General features: G+C 73.8%; 26 protein-coding genes, 1 pseudogene and 2 riboswitches. Of the genes and pseudogenes, 17 read left to right on the forward strand and 10 right to left on the reverse strand.

Annotation, left to right across the window (positions count from 1 at the left end; translation table 11 throughout):
• Nucleotides 1–20: 20 nt before the first annotated feature.
• The 3 genes from PV410_RS08930 to PV410_RS08940 all read right to left on the reverse strand — a co-directional run bounded on the left by PV410_RS08930 (nucleotide 21) and on the right by PV410_RS08940 (nucleotide 3,432).
• Nucleotides 21–1,595 (reverse strand): ABC transporter substrate-binding protein, encoded by a 1,575-nt coding sequence (locus PV410_RS08930; protein ID WP_500323461.1) that lies wholly within the window; start codon nucleotides 1,593–1,595, stop codon nucleotides 21–23.
• Nucleotides 1,596–2,083: 488 nt separating this feature from the next.
• Complete coding sequence (locus PV410_RS08935) at nucleotides 2,084–3,001, reverse strand: DsbA family oxidoreductase (RefSeq protein ID WP_500323462.1); 918 nt, start codon at nucleotides 2,999–3,001, stop codon at nucleotides 2,084–2,086.
• Nucleotides 2,998–3,432 (reverse strand): RrF2 family transcriptional regulator, encoded by a 435-nt coding sequence (locus PV410_RS08940; RefSeq protein ID WP_326570637.1) that lies wholly within the window; start codon nucleotides 3,430–3,432, stop codon nucleotides 2,998–3,000. The genes PV410_RS08935 and PV410_RS08940 overlap by 4 nt, the downstream gene beginning before the upstream one ends.
• A 139-nt stretch (nucleotides 3,433–3,571) precedes the next feature.
• Between PV410_RS08940 and PV410_RS08945 the strand changes: the two genes are divergently transcribed.
• On the forward strand, nucleotides 3,572–4,078 hold the full coding sequence (locus tag PV410_RS08945) for a cupin domain-containing protein (protein ID WP_500323463.1): 507 nt from the start codon (nucleotides 3,572–3,574) through the stop codon (nucleotides 4,076–4,078).
• A 75-nt stretch (nucleotides 4,079–4,153) separates the two neighbouring features.
• Here the strand turns inward: PV410_RS08945 and PV410_RS08950 are convergent, their stop codons facing one another.
• Complete coding sequence (locus tag PV410_RS08950; RefSeq protein ID WP_500323464.1) at nucleotides 4,154–4,939, reverse strand: glutathione S-transferase C-terminal domain-containing protein; 786 nt, start codon at nucleotides 4,937–4,939, stop codon at nucleotides 4,154–4,156.
• A 201-nt stretch (nucleotides 4,940–5,140) separates the two neighbouring features.
• Nucleotides 5,141–5,244, reverse strand: a riboswitch (SAM riboswitch).
• Between the two features lie 169 nt (nucleotides 5,245–5,413).
• A riboswitch (SAM riboswitch) is annotated at nucleotides 5,414–5,513 on the forward strand.
• Nucleotides 5,514–5,872: 359 nt separating this feature from the next.
• Between PV410_RS08950 and PV410_RS08955 the strand changes: the two genes are divergently transcribed.
• The 8 genes from PV410_RS08955 (at nucleotide 5,873) to PV410_RS08990 (ending at nucleotide 14,699) form a co-directional block, all read left to right on the forward strand.
• Complete coding sequence (locus PV410_RS08955) at nucleotides 5,873–6,877, forward strand: amino acid ABC transporter permease (RefSeq protein WP_500323465.1); 1,005 nt, start codon at nucleotides 5,873–5,875, stop codon at nucleotides 6,875–6,877.
• Nucleotides 6,874–7,650 (forward strand): amino acid ABC transporter ATP-binding protein, encoded by a 777-nt coding sequence (locus PV410_RS08960; protein WP_500323466.1) that lies wholly within the window; start codon nucleotides 6,874–6,876, stop codon nucleotides 7,648–7,650. Before PV410_RS08955 ends, PV410_RS08960 begins: the two co-directional genes overlap by 4 nt.
• 83 nt (nucleotides 7,651–7,733) lie before the next feature.
• The gene (locus PV410_RS08965) at nucleotides 7,734–8,762 is read left to right on the forward strand and encodes an ABC transporter substrate-binding protein (protein ID WP_500323467.1); all 1,029 of its coding nucleotides are present in this window, start codon (nucleotides 7,734–7,736) and stop codon (nucleotides 8,760–8,762) included.
• A gap of 40 nt (nucleotides 8,763–8,802) precedes the next feature.
• The gene (locus PV410_RS08970) at nucleotides 8,803–9,540 is read left to right on the forward strand and encodes a GNAT family N-acetyltransferase (protein ID WP_500323469.1); all 738 of its coding nucleotides are present in this window, start codon (nucleotides 8,803–8,805) and stop codon (nucleotides 9,538–9,540) included.
• Nucleotides 9,541–9,807: 267 nt separating this feature from the next.
• Complete coding sequence (locus PV410_RS08975; protein ID WP_500323471.1) at nucleotides 9,808–11,061, forward strand: LLM class flavin-dependent oxidoreductase; 1,254 nt, start codon at nucleotides 9,808–9,810, stop codon at nucleotides 11,059–11,061.
• A 19-nt stretch (nucleotides 11,062–11,080) separates the two neighbouring features.
• A complete protein-coding gene (locus PV410_RS08980) occupies nucleotides 11,081–12,457 on the forward strand; it encodes an NtaA/DmoA family FMN-dependent monooxygenase (protein WP_500323472.1) in 1,377 nt (458 codons plus the stop codon).
• On the forward strand, nucleotides 12,454–13,557 hold the full coding sequence (locus tag PV410_RS08985) for an LLM class flavin-dependent oxidoreductase (protein ID WP_500323473.1): 1,104 nt from the start codon (nucleotides 12,454–12,456) through the stop codon (nucleotides 13,555–13,557). Before PV410_RS08980 ends, PV410_RS08985 begins: the two co-directional genes overlap by 4 nt.
• A gap of 14 nt (nucleotides 13,558–13,571) precedes the next feature.
• Entirely contained in the window at nucleotides 13,572–14,699 is a 1,128-nt protein-coding gene (locus PV410_RS08990) for an LLM class flavin-dependent oxidoreductase (RefSeq protein WP_499516042.1), read from the forward strand.
• An 18-nt stretch (nucleotides 14,700–14,717) separates the two neighbouring features.
• Here the strand turns inward: PV410_RS08990 and rpmF are convergent, their stop codons facing one another.
• The 3 genes and pseudogenes from rpmF to PV410_RS09005 form a co-directional block, all read right to left on the reverse strand.
• Nucleotides 14,718–14,888 carry a 50S ribosomal protein L32 gene (gene rpmF, locus PV410_RS08995; protein ID WP_500323475.1) on the reverse strand — a complete coding sequence of 57 codons (171 nt, stop codon included), beginning with the start codon at nucleotides 14,886–14,888 and terminating at the stop codon, nucleotides 14,718–14,720.
• A 32-nt stretch (nucleotides 14,889–14,920) separates the two neighbouring features.
• A complete protein-coding gene (gene rpsR, locus PV410_RS09000) occupies nucleotides 14,921–15,103 on the reverse strand; it encodes a 30S ribosomal protein S18 (protein ID WP_500323707.1) in 183 nt (60 codons plus the stop codon).
• Between the two features lie 123 nt (nucleotides 15,104–15,226).
• A pseudogene (locus tag PV410_RS09005) lies at nucleotides 15,227–15,658 on the reverse strand (CobW C-terminal domain-containing protein); the annotation flags it as partial.
• An 89-nt stretch (nucleotides 15,659–15,747) separates the two neighbouring features.
• Here PV410_RS09005 and rpmB point away from each other — a divergent pair.
• From rpmB to PV410_RS09025, 4 genes are all read left to right on the forward strand, one after another.
• On the forward strand, nucleotides 15,748–15,984 hold the full coding sequence (gene rpmB, locus PV410_RS09010) for a 50S ribosomal protein L28 (protein WP_499516046.1): 237 nt from the start codon (nucleotides 15,748–15,750) through the stop codon (nucleotides 15,982–15,984).
• Nucleotides 15,984–16,289 (forward strand): 30S ribosomal protein S14, encoded by a 306-nt coding sequence (gene rpsN / locus PV410_RS09015; protein ID WP_500323477.1) that lies wholly within the window; start codon nucleotides 15,984–15,986, stop codon nucleotides 16,287–16,289. The genes rpmB and rpsN overlap by 1 nt, the downstream gene beginning before the upstream one ends.
• Before the next feature lie 79 nt (nucleotides 16,290–16,368).
• Entirely contained in the window at nucleotides 16,369–16,635 is a 267-nt protein-coding gene (locus PV410_RS09020; protein ID WP_500323479.1) for a type B 50S ribosomal protein L31, read from the forward strand.
• Nucleotides 16,636–16,833: 198 nt separating this feature from the next.
• Nucleotides 16,834–17,535 carry an alpha/beta fold hydrolase gene (locus PV410_RS09025; RefSeq protein WP_500323481.1) on the forward strand — a complete coding sequence of 234 codons (702 nt, stop codon included), beginning with the start codon at nucleotides 16,834–16,836 and terminating at the stop codon, nucleotides 17,533–17,535.
• 45 nt (nucleotides 17,536–17,580) lie between these two features.
• On the opposite strand, the gene PV410_RS09030 is transcribed toward PV410_RS09025, so the two are convergent.
• The 3 genes from PV410_RS09030 to PV410_RS09040 form a co-directional block, all read right to left on the reverse strand.
• Nucleotides 17,581–18,522 (reverse strand): AraC family transcriptional regulator, encoded by a 942-nt coding sequence (locus PV410_RS09030; RefSeq protein WP_500323483.1) that lies wholly within the window; start codon nucleotides 18,520–18,522, stop codon nucleotides 17,581–17,583.
• Between the two features lie 41 nt (nucleotides 18,523–18,563).
• On the reverse strand, nucleotides 18,564–19,244 hold the full coding sequence (locus PV410_RS09035; protein ID WP_500323485.1) for an NADPH-dependent F420 reductase: 681 nt from the start codon (nucleotides 19,242–19,244) through the stop codon (nucleotides 18,564–18,566).
• Nucleotides 19,245–19,316: 72 nt separating this feature from the next.
• Nucleotides 19,317–19,880: a TetR/AcrR family transcriptional regulator gene (locus PV410_RS09040; RefSeq protein WP_500323486.1), complete on the reverse strand. Its 564-nt coding sequence runs from the start codon at nucleotides 19,878–19,880 to the stop codon at nucleotides 19,317–19,319.
• Nucleotides 19,881–19,941: 61 nt separating this feature from the next.
• On the opposite strand from PV410_RS09040, the gene PV410_RS09045 reads away from it, so the two are divergent.
• The 4 genes from PV410_RS09045 (at nucleotide 19,942) to PV410_RS09060 (ending at nucleotide 24,898) form a co-directional block, all read left to right on the forward strand.
• On the forward strand, nucleotides 19,942–20,721 hold the full coding sequence (locus PV410_RS09045; protein WP_500323488.1) for an SDR family NAD(P)-dependent oxidoreductase: 780 nt from the start codon (nucleotides 19,942–19,944) through the stop codon (nucleotides 20,719–20,721).
• A gap of 152 nt (nucleotides 20,722–20,873) precedes the next feature.
• Nucleotides 20,874–22,298 (forward strand): hypothetical protein, encoded by a 1,425-nt coding sequence (locus PV410_RS09050; protein ID WP_500323489.1) that lies wholly within the window; start codon nucleotides 20,874–20,876, stop codon nucleotides 22,296–22,298.
• Nucleotides 22,299–22,382: 84 nt separating this feature from the next.
• Nucleotides 22,383–23,642 carry an AAA family ATPase gene (locus PV410_RS09055; protein ID WP_500323490.1) on the forward strand — a complete coding sequence of 420 codons (1,260 nt, stop codon included), beginning with the start codon at nucleotides 22,383–22,385 and terminating at the stop codon, nucleotides 23,640–23,642.
• The gene (locus PV410_RS09060) at nucleotides 23,639–24,898 is read left to right on the forward strand and encodes a vWA domain-containing protein (protein WP_500323492.1); all 1,260 of its coding nucleotides are present in this window, start codon (nucleotides 23,639–23,641) and stop codon (nucleotides 24,896–24,898) included. The genes PV410_RS09055 and PV410_RS09060 overlap by 4 nt, the downstream gene beginning before the upstream one ends.
• Nucleotides 24,899–24,953: the final 55 nt, after the last annotated feature.

Genomic DNA, 24,953 nt, shown 5'->3' on the forward strand with positions numbered 1-24,953 from the left:
CCTTCGGTGGTGGACGGTGGTCAGCTGCCGCCGGCGATGGTCACGCCGGTCCAGTCGATGTGGGCCGGGTTCTTCGGCAGGTCCGAGATCGCCTTGCTCTTGGCGAAGAGGTTGGGCGAGGAGTAGGTGAAGACCAGGGCCTTGCTCTTCAGCCCGGCGCGGGTCGCCGCCTGGAGGTTCCCCACGTAGTCGGGGGAGTCCAGCGGCGTGCGGCGGACCTTCGCCACTGCAGTGTCGAAGCCGGCCGGCTCGTACGGAGTGCTCAGGTTCAGCGGGCCGTTGGGGCCGAAGTGCGCGGTGAGGGTCTGCACCGCTGAGTCCCGCCCCGTGGTGCCGTAGAGCGAGAACGTCAGGTCCTTGGCGAAGAACGGGGTGGCCCAGTTCTTGTCGACCTTGATGCGGACGGTGATGCCGACCGCGGCCAGCTGCGCCTGCACGATCTCGGCCTGCGGGTCCTCCGCCGGGATGACGAGGTCGAGCTTGACGTCGCCCGCCTTGTGGCCGGCCTCGGCGAGCAGCTTGCGGGACGTCGCCGGGTCGTACGGGTACGGGTCCCGGGACGTCGGGTCGTAGGCCAGGTACCCCGGCGGGAAGGGCTGGTCGGTCGCCTCGCCGTAGCCGAAGGTCAGCTTGTCGACGAACTCCTTGCGGTCGACCGCGTGGCGGACGGCGTCGACGACCCTGTCGTCGTCGAACGGCGCCTTGTTGACGTTGAGGCTGAGGTTCGAGGCGTTGAAGCCGGGTTGCACGAAGACGTCCAGGCCGGCCTTCTCGGCGGCCTCCGCCTGACTCGGTTCGAGGTCGGCGAAGTTGTAGACGCCGGTCTGGAGGCCGGAGACGACCGTCGACGCGTCGGGGGCGGAGGTGAGCTCCACGTCGTCGATGTGGATGTTCTTCGCGTCCCAGTAGTCCGGGTTCTTCTTGAGCAGCACCTTGGTGCCGGGGATCAGCTGCTCCACCACGAACGGACCGGCGCCGACGGGGTGCTGGTCCAGCTTCTGCGGGGCCGCGGCCGCCTTGGGGCTGGCGATCTGCAGGACGCGCTCACCGAGCAACTGGGGTATCTGGTAGTCGACCTGGGTCAGGTGGACGACCGCGTCCAGACCGTTGGCGTCCACCGACGCGATCGAGGTCAGGTCGCCGAAGAGCGCCGAGTTCTTCTGCTTCTTGGCCCGCTCGATCGCCGCCTTGACCGCCGCCGCGTCGACCGGCTCGCCGTCGCTGAACTTCAGGCCGGGGCGGAGGTGGAAGGTGATCTCGTCACCCTTGTCGTTGTACTCCCAGCTCTTCGCGAGGTCGGGGACGGCCTTGCCGTTCTCGTCGGTACGCGTCAACGAGGCATAGACCAGGGCGAGTTCGCGGAACTGGGCGCCGCTGCCGGAGACCACCGGGTCCCAGTGGGCGGGGAAGTAGGAGGAGGCCCACTTCAGTGTGGCGCTCCCCGTCGACGCGCCGGCGCCGCCGCCGCACGCGCCGAGGGCGGGGACGAGGACGGAGGCGAGGGCGGTTCCGAGGGCCGCGGTGCGCAGCCGGCCCGGGCGCCGGGCGGCAGGGGAGGCGGGTCCGGGGCGGCTGGGCGTGAGTCGTCCGGGCATGTGAGTGCTTTCTTCGAGGGCCCCCGGACCGGCTCAGGGCAGGCGGGGGCGTGGCGGCGGGCACGGCGCGCACCCGCGCCCGAGGCCGTCCCGTGCCGGTACGGCCGTGCCGACGGGGTCTGGCGGGCAGACGCCGGGCACGCCGCGCTCAGGGCAGGGCGTTCGGGGGTACGCGGGGGCTCACCGGGATGCGGTGGGAGAAGGCGGCGAAGCGCGGAAGGGGCGGCGCGGACGGCGGGCGCGGCTCGACGGGGCGGCGGCGCGGCCGGTGCTGACGGATGCGGTCAGGCGCCTGTGGGCCGTGGTGGGCGGCCGGTCAGCGACAGAGGGCGCTGCAGGTGCGCCGCAGGTCCACGTAGCGGCACACCACACCGGGGTGCGTCGTGAGCATGCTGCTCATCCTGGCGAGCGCCGCGAGCGGCTGTCAATAGACACCAATTGGTGTCTCATTTGGCGGGACGGGTCCGTGACGGCGGATCAGAGCCCCGTCAGCGCACGGCGCGAGCACCGCGAGCGGTGGCCGGGTGCGTCGCGGCCTCCTCGGGGTGCAGCCACAGGGGGCCGCTCCCGGTGTCCACCCGGACCGCCTCCGGTGGCGGCCAGGCCCCGGTGACCAGCAGGGCCCGCTCGGGATCGGTGAGGCTCCGGTAGCGCCGCAGCGCCTCGTCCGGCGGCAGCGGATCCGGGGTCCGCAGCAGTCCCGGGCACAACTCCTCGACGGCGGAGGCGTACTCCTCGTAGGGCCGCCAGCCGGGCACCACGCGCTGCCCGGCCGGGGCGCGTACGAGCAGCGTCGGCAGCGCGTACCGGTACCCGCCGCCGCCGGTCTCCTTCGCCGCTCCGGGGTGCGGCGACGGGCCGCGCGCCGCCAGCGCCTCGCGCACAGGGCGCCGTGCCTCCGCCCGGTCGGCCCGTACCCGCGCCAGGACGTCGTCGGCCGCCGCGTCGGCCGCGAGCCGTACCGGGTCCAGTCCCGGCGCGCCCCGTACCGCGGCCAGTGCGAGCGCGGGCGTGTCGGCCGGCTCCCCGAGCACGAACACGGTCTCCCGGAGCCGGCGCAGCACCCGCCCGGCCACCTCCTCGCCCTGCAGCTCGGCCGCCTTGGCGGCCAGCGAGGCGGGCCAGGAGCTGGCCGCCACCCGGCTCAGCCGCCGCGCCCGCGGCGCCCGGGTGTGCGCGCTGATCTCCTCGACGTGCCGCGCGTACCAGGCGGTCTCCGCGGCCGGGTCGGGGGCTGGGTCGTCGTCGGCGTCGAACAGGACGCCGTGCACGCGGCGCCAGCGCACCCGGCCGCCCAGCGCGGCCCGCAGCCTGCGGAACACCGGTTCCGAACCCCAGGCCCAGGGGCACAGCGGATCGGTGTACTCCACCACCTCCACGGCGGGCGGGGCAGGCGGGGCCGTCACGCGGCTCCCTTCCGGTCCAGCCGCTCCGCGGCGGCCGCGGGCAGGAGCGAGGCGAGGGTCACCCCGCCGAGGACCGCCGCCGCGCCCGCCTCGACCTGGCGCCACACCCCGGGTAGTCCGGCGGCCGGACCGGGGTATCCGAGCCCGGCCAGCGACTCCCCCCGCAGGGTGATCAACTCGCCGTCCACCGCGCGCGCCACGTCCAGCAGGGTGATCTCGCCGGCGGGCCGGCCGAGCCAGTAGCCGCCCTCGCAGCCGCGCTGACTGCGCACCAGGCCGGCCTTGCGCAGTTCGCTCACCACGGACTTCAGGAAGCGGAACGGGATCTGCTGCGCGGAGGCGATGGCCTCGCAGGTCAGGGGGCGGGCAGGCTCACAGGCGAGCTCCAGCAGAGCCCGCGTGGCGTAGTCCGCCTTCGCGGAGATATGCATGGGCCCATCATGCCCCAACCGGCCCGCCCGGCCCGGGGGTTCGGCCGCCGTGCTCCGTACATTGCGGCAGCATTGCCGCAGGTGAAGCACAAAGGACACTTCTTGACATCCTTTTCGGGGCCGCTCTAGCGTCCCGGCCATGAGCGAGCCCCTGACGAACCCCGGTGAAGGCTTCCACCCCCATCTCCACGACGCGCCCGGGCAGGCGGCTGCGCCCCTGCGGACCCGGCTGCACCACATCCGCGCGGGGGCCCTGGACGGCGGGACGGCGCAGACCGGCGGGATGCGCAGGTTCGCCGCCGTCAGCGGACGGACCGTGGGCTCCGAGAAGCTGTGGATGGGCCAGACCCACGTGGCCCCGGCGACGGCGTCCTCCGACCACCACCACGGCGCGTCCGAGACCGCGATCTACGTGGTGAGCGGGCACCCCGAGTTCGTCTTCCTGGACGACTCGGGCGACGCGCCCGAGGAGGTGCGCCTGCGCACCTCGCCCGGCGACTACGTCTTCGTCCCCCCGTTCGTGCCGCACCGCGAGGAGAACCCGGACCCCGCGCAGGAGGCCGTGGTCGTCATCGCCCGCAGCACCCAGGAGGCCGTCGTGGTCAACCTCCCCGGTCTGTACGCCCTTCCGGCCGAGGACGCCTGAGCGGCCGGACCCGCGGACGCACGCAGCCGTCCCCGACCTCCGCCCCCGTGGCGAGGGCGGGGACGGCTGTGTGCGTCAGGGTGCGGACGCGAGATCGGCGGCCGTCCGCTGCGCACGGAACGCCGGGTGCCCGCCGAGACGGGCGACGTACGCCGTGAGGCGGCCGTAGGAGCAGAGCAGACCGCTCGCGAGGTGGGAGAGGGCCACCCACACGTCGACGTCGGCGGCGGTCAGGTGGCCACCCAGGACGTAGGGCCCGCAGGCCAGCCGGCGGTCCAGCAGGTCGAGGGTGGCGTGCAGGGTCCGCAGGGTTGCGTCACGGTCGGCCGGTGCCCCGTCCGCGGCCAGTTGGGCGGCTCTCGTCACGCCCGTGTCGACCGTGTGCCGGAGGGCCTCGATGTCGGGCAGGAGGGCCGGGGAACACAGCGGGGGTACGGAGGCGCAGCCCTCGGCGCCGAGGCGGCCCGCGAGGTCGCCGAGGATGTCCGGGGTGTGGTTGCTGACGACCCGCCCGGTCCACCGGTCGCACAGCGCGGGCACGGTGAGCGGTCCGTCGTAGTGGTGCCACGTGGCCTCGTAGGCCGCGCGCAGCGCGGCGAGGGCGGTGTCGCCGGCGGCCCCCGCGGGGACGGGCGTCGTGACGACGGAGTCGCGCAGCCCCAGCAGGTCGAGGGTGATGGCGACCCGTTGCGAGAGCGGGCACCCCGGCGACAGGAACAGCTCGTACCGGCGTGGCGCGGGGTAGAAGCCGCCGGCGAGGTCGACACCGATGCGGCTGCGGAAGCGGTCGGGACGGGACGCGCGCGGCAGCGCCGAACAGGAGACGTGGAGTGCGGGGTCGAGCGGGATCGTCTCGGTCATGCCCTCTCCAAGGCGTGGCGGGCCGCCGGTCGACCCCTGGGGGCACCGGCGGCGGGACGGCTGAAGGTCCTGGGTGGAGGTCAGCCGGCCGCGCCGAACGAGCTGCAGACGCGCAGGAAGTCGATGTGCAGACGTCGGGTGAGGAGGAGGGCGCGTGCCCTGGGCATGTCCACCTCCCCGGCTCGGGGCCCGCAGGACGCGGGACCGCGCTTGCCCCGCCGCGCCGGCGGGACCAGGTCGTCACCCGGGGCACCCCACCGCGATGTGAGGGTTGCCGGTCAGCGGGCCGGGGCCGATGACCCACCGTGCCGCGGGGCGGTGTGGTGGGCGCTGACGATCGTGACCTGCCCATCAGTGTCGAGTCGTCAAACCCCGTGCGTCAAGGGACGCGTACGCGTCTCATCGGACCGTTCACGATGTGAGACGGCGTCGTTGACATTCCCAGTGGGCCGTGCCTAACTTACGCCGCAGATCGGTCATGAGCTCCGGCGCGAGCCCGGCTCGCCGGCCGGCGGCCCCCGTGTCGCGGTGGGACGCCCCGGATGACGACCGGACCGGACGGTCCGATGACGACGGCGGACGCGAGGCCCCGCGGGGCGGAACGGTGACGACGATGCACGCAGCCCCGGGGACGGCCGCACAGCGGCCCCACGGCCGCGTCCCGTCGCACCCGCGGCTCCCCGTCGCCGCGCACCACGTCCCCGGCGCCTCCTGTTGCGCGTGTACCGCGCACTGTCGCGCCCTCTGTCAAGGCTGACGGCTTCCTGAACCCCGGCCCCCGCCGCTGACGCGGGGGCGTGCCCTCCCGCCCGGGCCCGCCCGGGCCCGCTCCGCCCGCCTCCCCGTCCCATCGCCACGCCCGCCGGACACCCGATCCCGGCGGGGCCGCTGCCGCGTGCGCGACCGGGGCGTACCGAACCGCTGGAGTCCCCCATGACCGAACCATCCGGCATCGCCGTGTCCTCCCGGCCGGCGCCGCCCCCGCCCGGAACGCCCGCCGGCGGAACGCTCCCCGCACCACGACCCCCCACCGCACAGCGGGTGTTGCCGCTGCGGCGGCGCGGACGCTGGATCGCCACCGCGGTCGTGCTCGTGTTCGTCGCCCAGATCGCCCACGGCCTGGTGACCAACCCCTTCTACCAGTGGGACCGCTTCGCGTACTGGTTCGTCCGGCCGGTGATCCTGGACGGGCTGCTCATCACCCTGGAGGTGGCCGCGTACAGCGCTGTGCTCGGCCTGCTCGGCGGGATCGCGCTCGCACTGGCCAGGCTCTCCGGCAGCCCCGTGCTGCGCGCCGTCAGCTGGACGTACACCTGGCTGTTCCGCTCGGTGCCGCTCATCGTCGTGCTGCTGTTCCTGTACAACTTCAGTGCGCTGTACCGGACGTTGAGCCTGGGCGTGCCCTTCGGGCCGGCCTTCCTCACCTTCGACGAGTCCAGGCTCGCCACCGACCTGGTGGTGGCCGTCGTGGGTCTGAGCCTGAACGAGGCGGCCTACGCCTCCGAGGTGGTGAGGGCCGGAATCCTCTCGGTGGACCAGGGCCAGCACGAGGCGGCCGCCGCACTCGGCCTGCCGAAGCGCTACCAGTTCGCCAGGATCGTGCTTCCGCAGGCATTGCGGTCCGTCGTCCCCAACTACGTCAACCAGCTCATCGGGCTGATCAAGGGGACCTCGCTGGTCTTCTACGTCTCGCTGCTCGACCTGTTCGGCTCGGTCCAGAGCATGGGCAGCACCTACCCCGGCGACATCGTGCCGCTGCTGCTGGTCGCCACCGTCTGGTACGTGATCCTCACCAGCGTCGTCTCCGTCGTCCAGTTTTACGTCGAGCGGCACTACTCGCGCGGCGCGCTGCGCACCGTCCCGCCGACCCCCCTGCAGAAACTGCGGATCGCCCTGGGCGACCTGCGGGCCCGCGTCCGGACGGAGACCGCGACATGACCACCGACATACGGCCGGCCGCCGTCGAGGTCCACGACGTGCACAAGTGGTACGGCGCCCACCGGGTGCTGGACGGGATCAGCCTGACGGTCCGGCCCGGGGAGGTCACCGTCGTCATCGGGCCGTCCGGTTCCGGCAAGTCCACGCTGCTGCGGGTCATCAACCACCTGGAGAAGCCCGAGGCCGGTCACGTCAGCCTGGACGGGGAGCTCATCGGCGTACGCCGGCACGGCACCCGCCTCAGGGAACTGAGCGAGCGGGTGATCCTCATCCAGCGCAGCCGGATCGGCTTCGTCTTCCAGAACTTCAACCTCTTCCCGCACCTCACCGTGCTCGACAACGTGGCCGCCGCCCCGGTGGCGACCGGCCGGTTGCGCAAGCCGGAGGCGCGCGAGCTGGCCCGCACCCTGCTTGGCCGGGTGGGGCTGGCCGACCGGACCGCGGCCTATCCCCGGCAGTTGTCCGGTGGCCAGCAGCAGCGCGTGGCCATCGCCCGGGCCCTCGCCCTGCGCCCCGGCGTGATCCTCTTCGACGAACCCACCTCCGCCCTCGACCCGGAGCTCGTCGGCGAGGTGCTGTCCGTCATCAAGGACCTGGCCACCAGCGGCACCACCCTCGTGATCGTCACCCACGAGATCGGCTTCGCCCGGGAGGTCGCCGACCGCGTCGTCTTCCTCGACGAGGGCCGGATCGTCGAACAGGGCCTGCCCGACCGGGTGCTGAACCACCCCGAACACGAGCGGACGAAGGAATTCCTCAGCAAGGTCCTCTGACCGCTTCCCCGCGCTCCACGGACCACCGAACGACGAACGACGAACGACGAACGACGAACGACAGACAACGGACAAGGACGGCCATGCGCACTCTTCGCCCTCGCGGCAGACTCATCCGTACCCTGACGGCCACCGCCGCCCTCACCCTCCTCGCCGGCGGACTCGCCGCCTGCGGGAGCGACAGCGAGGCCTCCGCCACCATCGGCGCGGGATCCTCCACCGGAACGGTCACCGTGGGCAGCCTGTCCAACGGCGCGGCCAAGGAGACCACGCTGAAGGTGACGGAGGTGAAGTCCATCAGCGCCGGACTGCCCAAGGCCGTCGCCGACAAAGGTGAGCTGGTCATCGGCGTCGGCGCGCTGCCCGCCGGCTTCGCGCCGCTGGCGTACGTCGGCAGCGACCAGAAGACCCTCACCGGCGCCGAGCCCGACCTCGGCCGTCTGGTCGCGGCGGTGCTGGGGCTCAAGCCCCGGCTCAAGAACTCGACGTGGGAGAACCTCTTCGTCGGCATCGACAGCGGCAAGGTCGACGTGGCCTTCTCCAACGTCACCGACACCGAGGAACGCAAGCGGAAGTACGAGTTCGCCTCCTACCGGGAGGACAACCTGGCCTTCGAGGTCCTCAAGGACAGCACCTGGAACTTCGCCGACGACTACCGGAACCTCGCCGGGAAGACCGTCGCGGTCGGGTCCGGCACCAACCAGGAGAAGATCCTCCTGGAGTGGCGGAAGAAGCTCCAGACGGAGGGCAAGGAGCTGACCGTCAAGTACTTCCCCGACAACAACAGCACCTATCTGGCGCTCAGCGGCGGGAAGATCGACGCCTACTTCGGCCCCAACCCCGGCATCGCCTACCACGTCACCCAGGTCGCCACGACCCCCCACCCCACCCGCAACGCGGGCAAGTTCTCCGGCGCCGGTGCGAGCCTGCAGGGCCTGATCGCCGCGACCGCGAAGAAGGACAGCGGGCTCGCGAAGCCGGTCGCGGCCGCGGTCAACCACCTGATCGAGAACGGGCAGTACGCCAAGTGGCTCGCCGCCTGGAACCTGTCCAACGAGGCCGTCGGCACCTCGGAGGTCAACCCGCCCGGACTGCCGCTCGACAACTCCTGACGCCCCGTCCGCCGCACGACCGTACGGAGATCCGGCAGCCATGTCCCTCAGCATCCCCGCGGACCGCCCGCACAGCCCGGCGGCACCGCACGTCCTGGACAACCCCGCCTGGGCGGCGCTCACCGGTCCGCACGCCCGGTTCGCCGAGCGCGTCGGCCTCGCCGCCCGCTACCCCGCCGACGTCTCCCCGTTCACCGCGCTGTCCGACCCGGCCGATCCGCGGGCCTGGGCGGACCTGACCGTGCTCGCCGGGCCGGGGGCGGCCGTCGCGGTCACCGGCGCCCAGCAGCCGCCGGACGGATGGGAACTCGTCGAGGGCGGGATGGGGGTGCAGCTCGTCGACACCTCACTGCGCGCCGAACACGCCCCGGAGGCGGTGCGACTGGGCGCCGCCGAGGTCCCCGAGATCCTGGAACTCATCGCCCTCACCAAGCCGGGCCCCTTCCTCCCCAGGACCGTCGAACTCGGCACCTACCTCGGCATCCGGGACGGCGGACGCCTGGTCGCCATGGCCGGGGAACGACTGCGGACCCCGGGATGGACGGAGATCAGCGCGGTGTGCACCCACCCCGGTCACCGTGGCCGGGGCCTGGCGACCCGGCTGGTACGGGCCGTAGCCGCGGGGATCAGGGACCGCCGGGAGACCCCGTTCCTGCATGCCGCCGCCGTCAACACCGGTGCGATCCGGCTCTACGAGTCGATCGGGTTCACCCTGCGCCGCCGGACGACCTTCCTCTTCCTGCGAACCCCGGGCGGCCCGGGGGAACAGACCGGCTAGGGAAGGCGTTTCCGTCGACAGGAGAAGTACGGGCGCGCCGTGCCGCCCGCCGCATCCGGACAGAGCGGAGGTGAGGTCCGTGCCGACGCCGTCCCGCGTGTCCCTCGTGGTCCCCGCCCCACACCGCGCTCCCCTGCTCTACTCCCGCGCGCACATCGACCTGCAGCGCGTGGCCGCCTCCCTCTGTCGTTCCTGACCCCCGTTCCCGCCGCCGGCCCTCCCGACGAGGGCCGCTGAGACCCGTGGTCGATCAGGAAGGCCCCTCCCATGTCCTCGGACATCCCTTCGCCGTACCCTCTTCCCGCTTCCTCGCCGAACGCCCCGCTGCACCTGGCCGTGGCCCTCGACGGGGCCGGCTGGCACCCGGCCGCCTGGCGCGAGCCGACGGCCCGGCCCCGTGAACTGCTCACCGCCCGCTACTGGCAGGACGTGGTCACCGAGGCCGAGCGGGGGCTGCTCGACTTCGTGACGATCGAGGACTCCCTCGGTCCGCAGTCGTCCCACTTCACCGAACCCGACGGACGCACCGACCAGGTGCGCGGTCGTCTCGACGCCGTCCTGATCGCCGCGCGCGTGGCCCCGCTGACCCGGCACATCGGTCTCGTGCCGACGGTGGTCGCCACCCACACCGAGCCGTTCCACCTCTCCAAGGCCATCGCCACCCTCGACTACGTGAGCACCGGCCGGGCCGGACTGCGCGTCCAGGTCTCGGCCCGGCGGAACGAGGCCGCGCACTTCGGCAGGCGCGCCATCCCCCCGTTCGGCATCGAGGACCTGGACACCCCGGCGGTACGGGAGCTGGTCACCGACCTCTTCGACGAGGCGGCCGACTACGTCGAGGTGGTGCGCCGCCTCTGGGACAGCTGGGAGGACGACGCCGAGATCCGCGACGTCGCCACCGGCCGCTTCATCGACCGCGACAAGCTCCACTACGTCGACTTCGAGGGCCGGCACTTCAGCGTCAAGGGCCCCTCCATCACGCCGCGGCCGCCCCAGGGCCAGCCCGTCGTCAGCGCCCTCGCCCACAGCGACGTGCCGTTCCGGCTCGTGGCCCGCTCCGCGGACATCGGATACGTGACCCCGCACGACGGCGACCAGGCCCGCTCGATCGTCACCGGGATACGTGCCGCCCAGGAGGCGGCCGGCCGGGAGCGCGAGCCCCTGCACATCTTCGGCGACCTCGTGGTCCTCCTCGACGACGACGCCGGAGCGGCGCGGGCCCGCCTGGAGCGACTGGACGGCCTCGCCGGCACGTCGTACACCAGCGACGCGAAGGTCTTCGCCGGCACGCCCGCAGGCCTCGCGGACCTCCTGCTGGAGTGGCGGCGGGCCGGGCTCACGGGCTTCCGGCTGCGCCCGGGGGTGATCGGCCACGACCTGCCGGCCATCACCCGGGGGCTCGTGCCCGAACTGCGGCGCCGCGGCGCGTTCCGGGACGCCTACGAGGCCCGCACCCTGCGCGGCCTGCTCGGTCTGGCCCGCCCCGCCAACCGCTACGCCGCCACCAGCGCGACCGCCTGAGCCGGAGGAACCGTACGCCATGAGCAAGCCGCGCAAGCAGATCCACCTGGCCGCCCACTTCCCCGGTGTCAACAACACCACCGTGTGGAGTGACCCGCAGGCCGGCAGCCACATCGAGTTCGGCTCCTTCGCGCACTTCGCCCGGACCGCCGAACGCGCCAAGTTCGACTTCCTGTTCCTCGCCGAGGGCCTGCGCCTGCGCGAACAGGGCGGCAGGATCTACGACCTGGACGTGGTCGGCCGCCCCGACACCTTCACCGTCCTCGCCGCGCTCGCCGCCGTCACCGAGCGCATCGGGCTCACCGGCACCATCAACTCCACCTTCAACGAGCCCTACGAGGTGGCCCGGCAGTTCGCCAGCCTCGACCACCTCTCCGGCGGGCGCTCCGCCTGGAACGTCGTCACCTCCTGGGACGCCTTCACCGGGGAGAACTTCCGCCGCGGCGGCTTCCTCCCGCAGGAGGAGCGCTACTCCCGCGCGAAGGAGTTCCTGGCCACCGCGGGCGAGCTCCTCGACTCCTGGCGGGGCGACGAGATCGTCGCCGACCGGGCGACCGGCACCTTCCTGCGCGACGCGCGGGCCGGATCCTTCGTGCACAAGGGGCACCACTTCGACATCCACGGGCAGTTCAACGTCCCGCGCAGCCCGCAGGGGCGCCCCGTGATCTTCCAGGCCGGCGACTCCGAGGAGGGCCGGGAGTTCGCGGCAGCCGACGCCGACGCCATCTTCAGCCGGTACAGCACCTTCGAGGAGGGCCGGGCCTTCTACCGCGACGTCAAGGGCCGCCTGCCCAAGTACGGCCGCAGTCCCGGCCAGTTGCTCATCCTGCCCGCCGCGACCTTCGTCCTCGGCGACACCGACGCCGAGGCCGCCGAACTGGCCCGCGAGGTGCGGCGGCAGCAGGTCAGCGGGGCCACCGCGATCAAGCACCTGGAGTTCGTCTGGAACCGCGACCTGTCCGCCTACGACCCGGACGGCCCGCTCCCGGACGTCGACCCCGATCCCGGAGAGCACACCGTCGCCCGCGGCCGTGCCCAGGTGCGCATGTACCGCGACCCGCTGACCACCGCCCGCGAGTGGCGGGAGCTCGCCGCCGCCAACAAGTGGTCGATCCGCGACCTGGTCATCGAGACCGGCAACCGCCAGTCCTTCGTGGGATCCCCGGCCACCGTCGCCGCGACCATCGACGACTTCGTACAGGGCGACGCCGCCGACGGCTTCATCCTCGTCCCGCACGTCACCCCGGGTGGCCTGGACGGCTTCGCCGACACCGTCGTCCCGCTGCTCCAGGAGCGGGGTGCGTTCCGCGCCGACTACGAGGGGACGACGCTGCGCGACCACCTCGGTCTCGCCCACCCCGACGCCGGCGCCGCGGCGGAGCGGGACGCGTCGTGAGGTTCCTGGCCATCACCCTGATCGTGCACGCCCCGGACCCGGTGACCGGGGCGCTGAAGCCGACCGCCGCGCGGTTCCGCGAGGTGCTCGACAACGCGCTGCTGGCCGAGGAACTGGGCTTCGACGGCTTCGGCGTGGGGGAGCGCCACGAGCGGCCGTTCCTCTCCTCCTCACCGCCCGTCGTGCTCAGCCACATCGCCGCCCTCACCTCCCGGATCCGGCTGTTCACCGCGGTGACCACGCTCAGCCTCCTCGACCCGGTGCGGGCCTACGAGGACTACGCGACGCTGGACCACCTGTCCGGCGGCCGCCTGGAGCTGATCATCGGCAAGGGCAACGGCACGGCGCAGCGCGAGCTGTTCCACGTCACCCCCGAGGACCAGTGGGACCGCAACGCCGAGAGCTACGAGGTGTTCCGCCGGCTCTGGCGGGAGGGGAAGGTGACCGCCGACACCCGGTTCCGTCCCGCGCTGAAGGACGCGCAGGCATGGCCGCGGCCGCTGCAGCAGCCGATCCGGGTGTGGCACGGCAGCGCCACCAGCAAGGAGTCGGTGGACCTCGCCGCGCGCTACGGGGACCCCCTGTTCTCGGCGAACGTCACCCACCCCGTCGAGCCGTACGCGGAACTGATCCGCCACTACCGCGAACGCTGGGCCCACCACGGCCACGACCCGGCCCGCATCGCGGTCGGCGCCGGGACGGCCGGCCTGTACGTCGCCCGCACCTCCCAGGAGGCGGTCGCCGCCTACCGCCGGGTGTTCGAGGCGCAGTCGGCGTTCCAGAAGCGGCTCGGCCTGGAACCGGTCTTCCCGACGCTGGAGGACTTCGTGGCGCGCAGTTCGGCGCTGGTCGGCAGCCCGCAGCAGGTCGTCGACAAGGTCCACCGTTACCACGAGCGGTTCGGCCACACGGTGCTGCACGTCCACGCGGACGCGGGCGGGCTGTCCCCCGACCGGCACCGCCGCTCGCTCGAGCTCTTCCAGTCCGAGGTCGCCCCGGTGCTGCGGCGCGCCATCCCGGACCCGCCGTTCGCCTGGGGCCCGGCCCCGGCCCCGGCCCCGGCCCCGGCCCCGTCCTCGCCCGAACCCGCCCATCGCTGAGGAGAACGCCCATCGTGTCCCGCACACCGCTCGGAGTCCTCGACCTCGTCCCGATATCGTCCGGCTCCACCGCCGCCGACGCCCTGCGTAACAGCATCGACCTCGCGCGGCGGGCCGAGGAGTCCGGCTACGCCCGCTACTGGTTCGCCGAGCACCACCTCAACCCCGGTGTCGCCGGCACCTCGCCCGCCGTCCTGCTGGCCCTCACCGCGGCCGCGACCTCCACGATCCGGCTCGGCTCGGGGGCCGTCCAGCTCGGCCACCGCACCGCCCTGTCCACGGTCGAGGAGTTCGGCCTCATCGACGCCCTGCACCCGGGGCGGCTCGACCTGGGGCTCGGCCGCTCCGGCGGACGCCCGCCGGGCGGTACGCCGGACCCGGTGCCGACCACGACACCCGTCGTGGACGGCCGGACGCCGGGCGGGCTGCGGATCCCGCCGAAGTTCTCCTTCGAGCACCTGCTCGGCTCACCGCGCATCGCGCTCCAGCGGCACCTCCTCCAGCAGCCGGGCGCCCGCTCCCAGGACTACGGCGAGCAGGTCGACGACATCCTGGCGCTGCTGCGCGGCACCTACCGCTCGGCGGACGGCGTCGAGGCGCACGTCGTGCCGGGGGAGGGTGCCGACGTCCAGGTGTGGATCCTCGGCAGCAGCGGCGGCCAGAGCGCCGAGGTCGCCGGCCGCCACGGACTGCACTTCGCCGCGAACTACCACGTCAGCCCGGGCAGCGTCCTGGAGGCGGTCGACGGCTACCGTGCCGCCTTCCAGCCGGGCGGCGTGCTCGACAAGCCCTACGTCAGCGTCTCCGCCGACGTCGTCGTCGCGCAGGACGACGCGAGGGCCCGTGAGCTCGCCACCGGCTACGCCCCCTGGGTCCGCAGCATCCGGACCGCCGAGGGCGCCATCGAGTTCCCCACCCCCGGACAGGCCCGGGCGCACCCGTGGACGGAAGCGGACCGGGCGCTGGTGGCCGACCGGGTCGAGACCCAGTTCGTCGGGTCGCCGCAGCGTGTCGCCGACCAGCTGGAGCAGCTCCAGGAGGCCACCGGCGCCGACGAGTTGATCGTGACCACCATCACCCACGACCACGAGGACCGGGTCCGTTCCCACCGGCTCCTGGCCGAGGAGTGGCACCGCCGCTGACGGTCCGGCGCGGCGCGGTCAGTCCCGCCCGGGCAGCAGGCCGCGCCGGAACGCTGCGACGAGGTGGACCGGCACCAGCTGTTCACGGCCGTCGGCGGTGACCGGGACCAGGTGGGGAGCCGCCGCCTTCCACCCGGCCCGGCGGTGACGGGTGTTGCTGCGGGAGGTCTTGCGTTTGGGTACGGCCATCGGAGTCTCCTGTACGGGTGGTGGGCGTGCGGTCAGCGGGAGGCGTACGGCAGCAGGGCCATCTCGCGGGCGTTCTTCACCGCCCGCGCGAGGGCCCGCTGCTGCCGGGCCGTGACGTGGGTGACCCGCCGGCTGCGGATCTTGCCCCGGTCGGAGACGAACTTCCGCAGCAGGTCGGTGTCCTTGTAGTCGACGTACTCGATGCCCGCGGCGATGAGCGGATTGGGGCGGGGCTTGCGGGCGTCCTTGCCCCGGCCCCTGCCCCTGCCCTTGGCCGTGGCCGTGGGGTGTGGACGGTCGTCATGGTGCTGTCTCCGGTGGTCGTGGCGGCGTGCGGTTCAGGCCGCGTGGTCGAGGAAGTCGTCGAAGGCGTGGGGGAGGCGGCGCCAGCCGGCCGGTCCGATCGCGTACTCGGCGTCCGTGAGCAGGCAGCGGTCGAGGGTGGCCGTCAGCCCTTCGCGGTCGAGGCCGGGCGAGGTGAAGGCGAGGTGCTGGCCGCGGTCGCCGTGTTCGGGATGCCAGTCCAGGGCGGCCGCCACGCGCCGTTCGGCCGGCACGGTCTCCCATGCCGTGTCGGGCAGTGCGGCGAGCCACGGCCCGACGTCCTCGATGCACAGCGCACCACCGGCCGCCTCCCAGGAGAACAGGGTGTCGGGGTGGTCGGCCAGCCAGAAGCGGCCGCGGCTGCGGGCGGCGGCGCAGCTGAGATCCTCCAGCGCCGCGTGCAGCCGGCCAGGGTGGAAGGGGCGGGCGGCGCGCCACACCAGGGTCCATGGCGGATACTATACAGAACTGGTTTTCATTTCCAATAAGCTCGGTGGGTGCTCCGCCGGCCCACCGGACGACAGAACGGACCGTCATGCCCGCACACTGCCAACTCACCGGCCGCAAGCCCGGCTTCGGCAACTCCGTCTCGCACTCGCACCGGCGCACCAGGCGCCGCTTCGACCCGAACGTCCAGCACAAGCGCTACTGGCTGCCCGGCGAGGGCCGCACCGTCCGGCTCACGCTGAGCGCCAAGGGCATCAGGACCGTGGACCGCATCGGCATCGAGAAGGCCGTCGCCGTCATCCGCGCGCGGGGAGGGAAGGTCTGATGGCCAGGACCGGCAAGATCGCGAAGAACGAGCGGCGCAAGGCCGTCGTCGCGCGGTTCGCCGCACGCCGCGCCGAGCTGAAGGACGTCCTGCGCCGGCCCACGGCCACCCCGCAGGAGAAGGCCGCGGCGCGGCGGGTGCTGGACCGGCAGCCCCGCGACGCCAGCGCCACCCGGGTCCGCAACCGGGACGCCCTCGACGGGCGGCCCCGCGGTCACCTGCGGGCGTTCGGCCTCTCCCGGATCAACGTGCGCGCCCAGGCCCACGTGGGCCACCTCCCCGGCGTGCGCAAGGCCTCCTGGTGACACCGCCCTCGGCACGCCCCACCCCCGGCACGCCCCACCACCGGCCCCCGCGGGCCGCACGACACGTCTCGGAGAACCCGTGAAACCCGGCATCCACCCCGACTACCGTCCCGTCGTCTTCCGCGACCGGGCGGCGGACTTCGCCTTCCTCACCCGCTCCACGATGACCAGCGGGAAGACCGTCGTCTGGGAGGACGGCAACGTCTACCCCGTCGTGGACGTGGAGATCTCCTCCGCGAGCCACCCGTTCTACACCGGCACCGCCCGCGTGGTGGACACCGCCGGCCGCGTCGAGCGGTTCCGGCGCCGCTACGGGAACGGGGACGCGGCACACGACGCAAGCTGACGCTCGCCGCGCTCCTCGGCGGCGCCCGGACACCGGCCCCCCGGTGCCGGGTGCCGCCCCGCCCCGCGCGCGTACGCGGGACGCGCGCTCAAGAACGCCGGACGGACGCGCATGGTCCGCCGCAGGCCCCGGAACTACGGTCGGTGACGGAGGGCGTCACCGACGTCCGCGTTCCCGACCGTGTACCAAAGGCCTCACATGACCACTGCAGACAACAGCCGGCCCGCCATCCTCCTCGTCCACGGCGCCTGGCACGGCGCCTGGTGCTTCGACAGGCTCGTCCCCGAACTCACCGCGCTGGGCTGGCGGGTCGAGACCGTCGACCTGCCGAGCGCCTCGGCCGACGAAGGGAACACGGCCGGGATGCACGACGACGCGCGGGCCGTCCGCGAGCGCCTGGACGCCGTCGCCGGCCCGGTGACCGTCCTCGCCCACTCCTACGCGGGCATCCCCGTCACGCAGGCCGCCGCGGACGCGCCGAACGTGTCCCGGATCGTCTACCTCTCCGCCTTCGTGCTCGACGAGGGCGAGTCCATCGACGGCATGAGCGGTGGCAAGATCTCCGGCGCCGGCGTCGCCTCGCTGTCCGCGCACGGGCACTACGAGGACGCCAAGGCCGCCTTCTACGGGGACGCCGCACCGCAGGACGCGGAGGACGCCACCGCGCGCCTGGTCCTCCAGACGGCCAGGTCCTTCTGCGAACCCCTCACCGCCGCCGCCTGGAAGACGGTGCCCTCCACCTACGTCCTCACCGAGCGGGACACGGCGCTCGCCCCGGAGTTCCAGGAGACCATGGCGGCCCGCGCGCAGCGCACCCACCGGCTGCCCTCGGGCCACTCGCCCTTCCTGTCCATGCCCGGGGAGCTGGCCAAGCTGATCACCACCGACGCCGGCCACTGACCGGCGCGCCCCGGCCGGTGAGGGCCCCGGAGATCTCCGGGGCCCTCACCGCGCCCCTTCGGGGCGGTGCGGTCCCGCCGCGCGGTAGCGTCCGGGCGAGGACCCCATGACGCGCTTGAAGGCGTGGCTGAACGAACTCTCGGAGCCGTAGCCCCAGCGCGCCGCGATCGAGGCGACGGTGCGGTCGCCCGTCCTCAGCTCCCGCGCCGCGGAGCGGATGCGCCAGCCCGCGAGGTACTCCAGCGGCGGGACGCCCACGGTCCTGGTGAACCTGTCGGCGAACCGGGACCTCGACATCCCGCTCTTCCCGGCGAGTTCGGCGACGGTCCAGGGGTGTGCGGGCCGGTCGTGCATCAGCCCCAGCGCGGCCCCGACGTGCCGGTCGGCGAGCGCGGTGAGCCAGGCGCCGCCCTCTGGCCCGTGCTCGGCGACGTGCGCCCTGAGCAGGTGGACCAGCAGGACGTGCGCCAGCCGCTCGGTCACGAAGGGGGTGCCGAGCGCGGGCTCGCCGGTCTCCACGCGGAGCAGTTCGAGCGCCGCCCGGATGCCCTCCGCCGCGGTGGACCCGGCGCCGACGTGGATCAGGGGCGGCAGCACGTCCAGGAGTACGGCGGCGTTGGCCTCGTCGAGGTCGAATCCGCAGCCCACCAGGACCGCGTCGGGCGCCGTGCCGATCCGGACCGTGTTCCCGGGCCTGAAGCCGGCGAAGACCTCGTCGCTCGGCACCGCCGGGACCTCGGGACCGCCCGCCAGTTCGTAGCCACGGCCACCGCCGATCAGGTAGCAGTCGCCCTCCTTCAGGGTGACCGGCTCCGGGGCCCCGGAGCCGGTCACCGCGATCCGGCAGCTGCCGAGGAGCACGGCGCCGAACTTGATGTGCCGGTAGCCGGGGAAGCCGACGGCCCACGGCTCCTGGGCCTCCAGCCGGGCGAAGTGTGCGCTGCGCAGGTCGAGCAGGCCCAGGACGTCGGTCAGCGGATCGGTCACGTGTCCTCCGGCGCTGTCGGCGCTGCCGCGGGGTCCGTCCTTCAGCGGGTGGCGGCGGCGAGAGCGGCCCGGATCGTGTCGGCGGACGTTGGGGTCGCCGTGGCCTTCGAGAAGTCCGCCTCGCCGCCCGCGTAGGGCAGGCCGTACACGGGGGTGCCGGGCTGCGAACGCCAACTGTCGGCGAGGGTGCCGTAGCCGACCGCGTCGTAGCCGAGCACGTCGAGGAGTTCCGTGGCGTGCGCGACGGCGACCGGGTCGTCGCCGGCGATCGGCAGGGCGGTCCGGTCGGGCGAGCCCTTCGGGCGGGCGAGTGCGGCGAGGTGACGGAAGAAGATGTTGTTGAACGCCTTCACCACGTGGGCGTCGGGCAGGTGGCCCTGGAGCAGTTCGCTCTCCGTGCTGGTCCCGTCCTCGAGCGCGGCGATCCGGCCGTCGCGCTGGGGGTAGTAGTTGCCGGTGTCGATGACCGTCTTCCCGGTCAGCGGGGCCGCGGGGACCTGGTCGAAGGCCCTGAGCGGGATCGTCACCACGACCCAGTCGCCCGCCGCGGCGGCCTCCGCCGGGGTCGCCGCGCGTGCCCGGGGGCCCAGATCGGCCACCAGGCCGTCGAGGGTCTCCGGTCCGCGTGAGTTGCTGAGCACCACGTCCAGGCCCGCGTCCACGGCGAGCCGCGCCAGGGTGCCGCCGATGGATCCGCTGCCGATCAGTCCAAGAGTCGCCATGTAGGTCGCAACCCCGGACCCCGCGATTCTGTTTCCGCGGAGCCGCAAAGACCGGGCAAAACGGGAGTGTGGTCAGCCGTCGAGGAGCAGGGCGAACACCTGTTCCAGCCTCCGGGCGAGGGCCGCCTCGTCGGTGCCGTTGATCGCGGTGCTGCCGATGATCGTGCGCATCAGCCAGAAGCCCGCGACGACCGAGAGGGCCATGGCGGCGCGGTCGGTCCCCCGCAGCTGCGGTGCGGCGTCGAGCAGATGGGCCTCGACGTGGTTCTCGATGCCGGCCCGCAGGATCTCCGCGGCGCGGGGGTTGGGTGCCGAGCGCAGCATGAGGAGGAACGGGTCGAGGCTGTCGGCTTCCGGCGCGGTCCGGCGGACGAGTGCGGCGGCCACGTCTCGGGCGAGGGTGGCCGGGTCGCTGGTGAGGACCGTGCGCTCGGTCATGGACGCCTCCACCACCTCGGCGAAGAGCCCTTCCTTGGAGCCGAAGTAGCGGCCCACCAGCATCGCGGTGACCCCGGCGGCCTTGGCGATCTCCCGCACTCCGACGCCGTCGTAGCCGTGCCGGGTGAAGGCCTCGATGCCCGCACGCAGGATGGCCTCCTTGGTGGCGGCCGCGTCGCGGCGTCGCGGAGTCGTCATGTTGACGAGTGTAGACTGGAGTCATGTCTACGGGTGTATACATGATCGGAAGGACACTGCGATGGATCTGAACCTGACCGGCCGCCGGGCCCTGGTGACCGGTTCCAGCTCCGGCCTCGGCGCGGCGATCGCCGCGCTGCTCGCCGCGGAGGGCGCCGACGTCGTGGTGCACGGACGGGACGAGGCGCGCACGCGCGAGGTGGCGGAGAGGACCGGGGCCGTCGCCGCGGCGATCGGCGACCTCGCCACGGACGAGGGCGCCGACGCGGTGGCCCGGGTCGCCGGCGAGGTCGACGTCCTGGTCAACAACGCCGGTTCGTACGACCACGTCGGCTGGGCCGAGGCCACCGCGGTGGAGTGGCTGCGGACGTACGAGGTCAACGTGGTCTCGGGCGTCCGCATGATCCAGCGGCTGGTGCCCGGAATGCGCGAGCGCGGCTGGGGCCGGGTGATCCAGATCGGCGGCGGGCTCGCCTCGCAGCCGATCGCGATGCAGCCCCACTACAACGCGTCGCTCGCCGCGCGGCACAACCTGGCCGTCTCCCTGGCGCGGGAGCTGAAGGACACCGGGGTGACCTCCAACGTGGTCTCCCCCGGGGCGATCCTCGTCGACGCGGTGCAGGACCTGATCACCGGACTCGCGCCGGAGCGCGGCTGGGGCCGGTCGTGGCAGGAGATCGAACGCAACGCCGCGCGGGACTTCGTGCCCAACGACATCGGCCGCTTCGGCCGGCCCGAGGAGATCGCGGGCGCCGTCGCCTACCTGGCGAGCCCCTACGCGGACTACGTCAGCGGCGCCACGATCCGCGTGGACGGCGGCACCATCCGCTCCGTGACGTGACCCGGGCCCCCGCGGAGCCTGGCGGCGCCCGGTGCCGGGGCGTCGGTGCCGGGTGAGGGCCTGACAGATCGTGACGGGAACGCTATGCTCCCCGCGATGACAACTGACTCTCCTTCCAGATTGGGGGCCCCGTCCGCGCAAGGTGAGTGCTGATGCTCACTCAGACCGCGAACGAGGATTCCCGCCTCTCCTTCTGGCTGCGCGTGCGCGAGTTCGCCGTGCCGCCCTCCATGGTCGAGACCGCGACCGCCCGCCGCCGAGGCGGTGACTGGGCCGGGGCCTGTGCCGCCGCCGGCATCGACGTCGACCTCAACCTGCGTTCCCTCGCCCGTACCCACGGCCGGGAACTCGCGGCCCGGGTCCGGGCCGACCTCCGGCATCTGGTCCCCGACCTGCTGCGCTGGCACATGCCCAGGGTCGCCCCCGACGGTCTGCTGCGTCCGGGCCTGACCATCTCCCTGGCCGGGTACGGGGCCGCGGAGCCGGAGGGCGGCGACCAGGTGCACCTCGTCGTCCGGACCCCGCCGGCGTGGGCGGACGGCGGGCAGCGGATCAGCCTCGCCCTGTGGGACCCGGACCACCCCGGCGCGGGTGCCCTCCACCATCCGCACGCCCGTCCCCACCGGCGGTTCCGTCTCGACCTGCACCGCCACCTGTGGGACGCGCGCAGAACCGGTGAACTGCCGCTGCGCGCCGGAACCGGCCGCGGGTCCGCCGACCTGCCTCCCCTCCCGGACCCGGAACCGCCCGGGCCACTGCCGCCGTACCAGCGCTGCGCGGTCGACCGGTGGGCGGACGAGGCGCGGAGGGTGCTGCGTGCCGAGGGCCGCACCAGCGGTGCCGTCACCGTGCGCCTGGGCTCCCGCCACCGGCTGCTGGTGGAGGTGACCGGCGACGGTGACGGCACAGGAGCGCCCATCGCGTGGATCTCGGCGGCGCCCGCGGACCGTGGCGGCGCCCGGGCGCTGCCGGTGCTGCCGGACGCGGCGACCTGGGTGCCGCCGGACCTCGAACTGCTCGACGCCGGACTGATCGGCGCCGACGGGCTGCACCCGCTGGTCGCCGCCGCGCTCGTACCGGATCACACGCCGTCCGGTCCGTCCCTGCCGCGGGGGCGGCCGGGACGACCGCGCGTCGTGGAGTGCCGGGGCGCACCGCACCGGATCGGCCTGGTCGACGGCGTCCTGACCGCGCTGGACCATGACCCGGAAGAGATCCGCCGCGAGGAACTGCTGGTCGCGCTGACCGGTACCCCGCTGCCCTGCCTGCAGGCGATCGACCGGGCGCACCGGCGTCCGGAATCCCTCGCCGACGTAAGGGCACGCCTCGACCACGGCGACACCGCCGGCGCGCTGGCCGTCGTCGAGGGACTGCTCGGTCCCGGCGCGGTGCTCCGCGACGGACCGCTGCGGGACGAACTGGAGGCGGCCGCCCAACGGCGCATCGTCTACGGCCTGTTCAGGGCAGGTCTCGCCGGGCCCGCCCCCGGGCGGGTGCCGCCGCGCGACCGCTTCCCGGCACCCCGCACCCGTTCCCGCCCCGGTCGGCCGCACCCGCGGCAGCGCGCCTCCCGCTGACCCCGGGGCGTGCGCGGTGTCCCCGCGCACGCTCCCGTACCCCTTTTCGGCTTTCGGCTTCTCAGACCCCCGAGGTGATCACCCATGCCCACGTCCGCCCTGTCCACCCTGCCCGCCGACCCGGACTCCGCCCCCCAACTCGACGTCGCAGACGCCCTTTTGACCCTGCTGCGCGACACCACCACCGAACCGCGCCCCGACACCCAGCTGGAGGCCCTCACTCTGGCCGTCGCCGCCGACCTGCCCGTGCTCCTGTGGGGCGAGCCCGGGGTCGGCAAGACCGCGGCGCTCACCCAGCTCGCCGCCGCCCTCGACCTCCCGCTGACCACGGTGATCGCCAGCGTCCACGAGCCGTCCGACTTCTCCGGGCTGCCCGTCGTCGGGGACGACCCCGCCGAACAGGGCGTCCCGATGGCCCCGCCGGACTGGGCGGTCCGGCTGGTCCGGGCCGGCCGGGGCCTGCTCTTCCTCGACGAGCTGTCCACCGCGCCGCCCGCGGTGCAGGCGGCCCTGCTCCGTCTCGTGCTCGAACGGCGGATCGGCGCCCTGCGGCTGCCGCCCGGGGTCCGGATCGTGGCCGCCGCGAACCCCCGCTCCTCGGCGGCCGACGGCTGGGAACTGAGCGCGCCGCTGGCCAACCGCTTCGTCCACCTGCAGTGGACGCACGACCACGACGTGGTGGTCCGCGGCCTCGGCGGCACCTGGCCCCGGGCGACGCTGCCACGGCTCGACCCCGGGAAGCTGCCCGGTGCCGTGGACTTCGCCCGCCGCGCGGTGTGCGGGCTCCTCGCCGCCCGCCCAGGCCTCGTCCACCGCCTCCCCACCAACGAGACCCGCCGCGGCGGCGCCTGGCCGTCCCCCCGGAGCTGGGAGATGACGCTGTGCCTGATCGCCTTCGCGACCGCGGCCGACGCCTCCCGGGACGTGCTCTCCCTGCTCGTCAGAGGTGCCGTCGGGGACGGTCCGGGGCTGGAGCTGCTGGCGAGCATGGACCGCATGGACCTCCCCGACCCCGAGGAACTGCTCGCCGACCCGGCCGGCGCCGTCCTGCCCGAGCGCGGGGACCTGCGCCAGGCCGTCCTGGACGGTGTGGTGGACGCCGTCCGCAACCGGCCGGAGAAGTCGCGCTGGGACGCGGCGTGGGCCCTGCTGGTCCGGGCCCTGGAGACCGGGGCCCCGGATCTGGTCGTCGTCCCGGCCACCACGCTCGCCTCGCTGCGCCGCGAGGAATGGGACGTCCCCGCGGCCATCGAGCGGCTGGCCGCAGTGGTGTCCCTGTCCCGGCGCGCCGACCGGGCCGCCGACCGGACCGGGGCCGGGCTCGTCGCGAAGGCCGGCCGGTGAACGCGCAGGCGCCGGTGGCGCTGGACCTCGAGAAGCTCTTCGCCGCCCGGCTGTACGCCGCCCGGGTGCGCCCCTATCTGGCGACGGCCCTGTTCGCGCTGCACGTCGTGGAGTCCCGGCGGGTGCCGACGATGGCCGTCGACGCGCACTGGCGGTGCTACGTCTCACCGGGGTTCGTGGACCGCACGCCGCTCGAAGAACTGGCCGGGGTGTGGGTGCACGAGGTGTCGCACCTGCTGCGCGACCACCACGGGCGCGGTGACCGCGTCGCACGGGAGCAGGGACTGGAAGGCCCGGCGGAGCGGCTGCGGATGAACATCGCCGCGGACTGCGAGGTCAACGACGACGCCTTCGGGGACGGGCTGGACACGCCTCAGGGCGCCGTCCTCCCCAGGACCCTGGGACTCCCCGACGGGCAGCTCATGGAGGACTACCTCGGGCGGTTCGGGATCGGCCCGCTCACGCAGGACTTCGTCTGGCTGGACTGCGGCAGCGGCGCGGACGGCCTCGAACGCGAGTGGGACCTGGGCCCGGAGGGCGCCCACGGCCTGAGCGAGCAGGAACGGGACGGCGTCCGCTTCCGCGTGGCGCAGGCCATCAACGGCCGCCCGGGCCATGCGCCGAAGAGCTGGCGGCGGTGGGCGGAGGAGGCGTTCCATCCGCCGCAGCAGTGGCGGGAACTGCTGGGCGCGGCGGTGCGCTCGGCGGCCTCCGGTTCCGGCGCGGGCCAGGACTACAGCTACGGACGGCCCTCGCGCCGGTCGGCCGGTGTGCCCGGCGTCGTCCTGCCGAGCCTGCGGCGCAGACCGCCCAGGGTCTGCGTGGTCATCGACACGTCCGGCTCGGTCAGTGACGCCGAACTGGGCAGCGCGCTCCTCGAAGTGGCCGCCATCGCCCGCGCCGTGGGCGGCCGTCGCGACCTGGTCACCGTGGTGCCGTGCGACGCCGCGGCCCGGATCGCCCACCCGCTGTGCCGTGCCGAGGACATCCCGCTGGTGGGCGGTGGCGGTACGGACCTGCGCAGCGGCTTCGCGCGGGCGCTGCGCACACGGCCCCGGCCGGACGTCGTCGTGGTGCTGACCGACGGTCAGACGCCCTGGCCCGACGCGCGCCCGGCCTGCCGCACGGTCGTGGGCCTGTTCCCCCGCCAGGGCGGGCGCCGCTCGTGGCGCGAGCACGATCCCGACTACGTGCCGGACACGCCGCCCGACTGGGCGCGCGTGGTCGTCATCGGGTCGTCCGGCCCCGCCGGGTGACGGTGCCCGGGAACATGTCATGTTCCGTCAGAATCCCTGTGCACAGGCGTTCCCC

This window comes from Streptomyces sp. PA03-5A, assembly GCF_033792725.1.
Classification (GTDB): domain Bacteria; phylum Actinomycetota; class Actinomycetes; order Streptomycetales; family Streptomycetaceae; genus Actinacidiphila.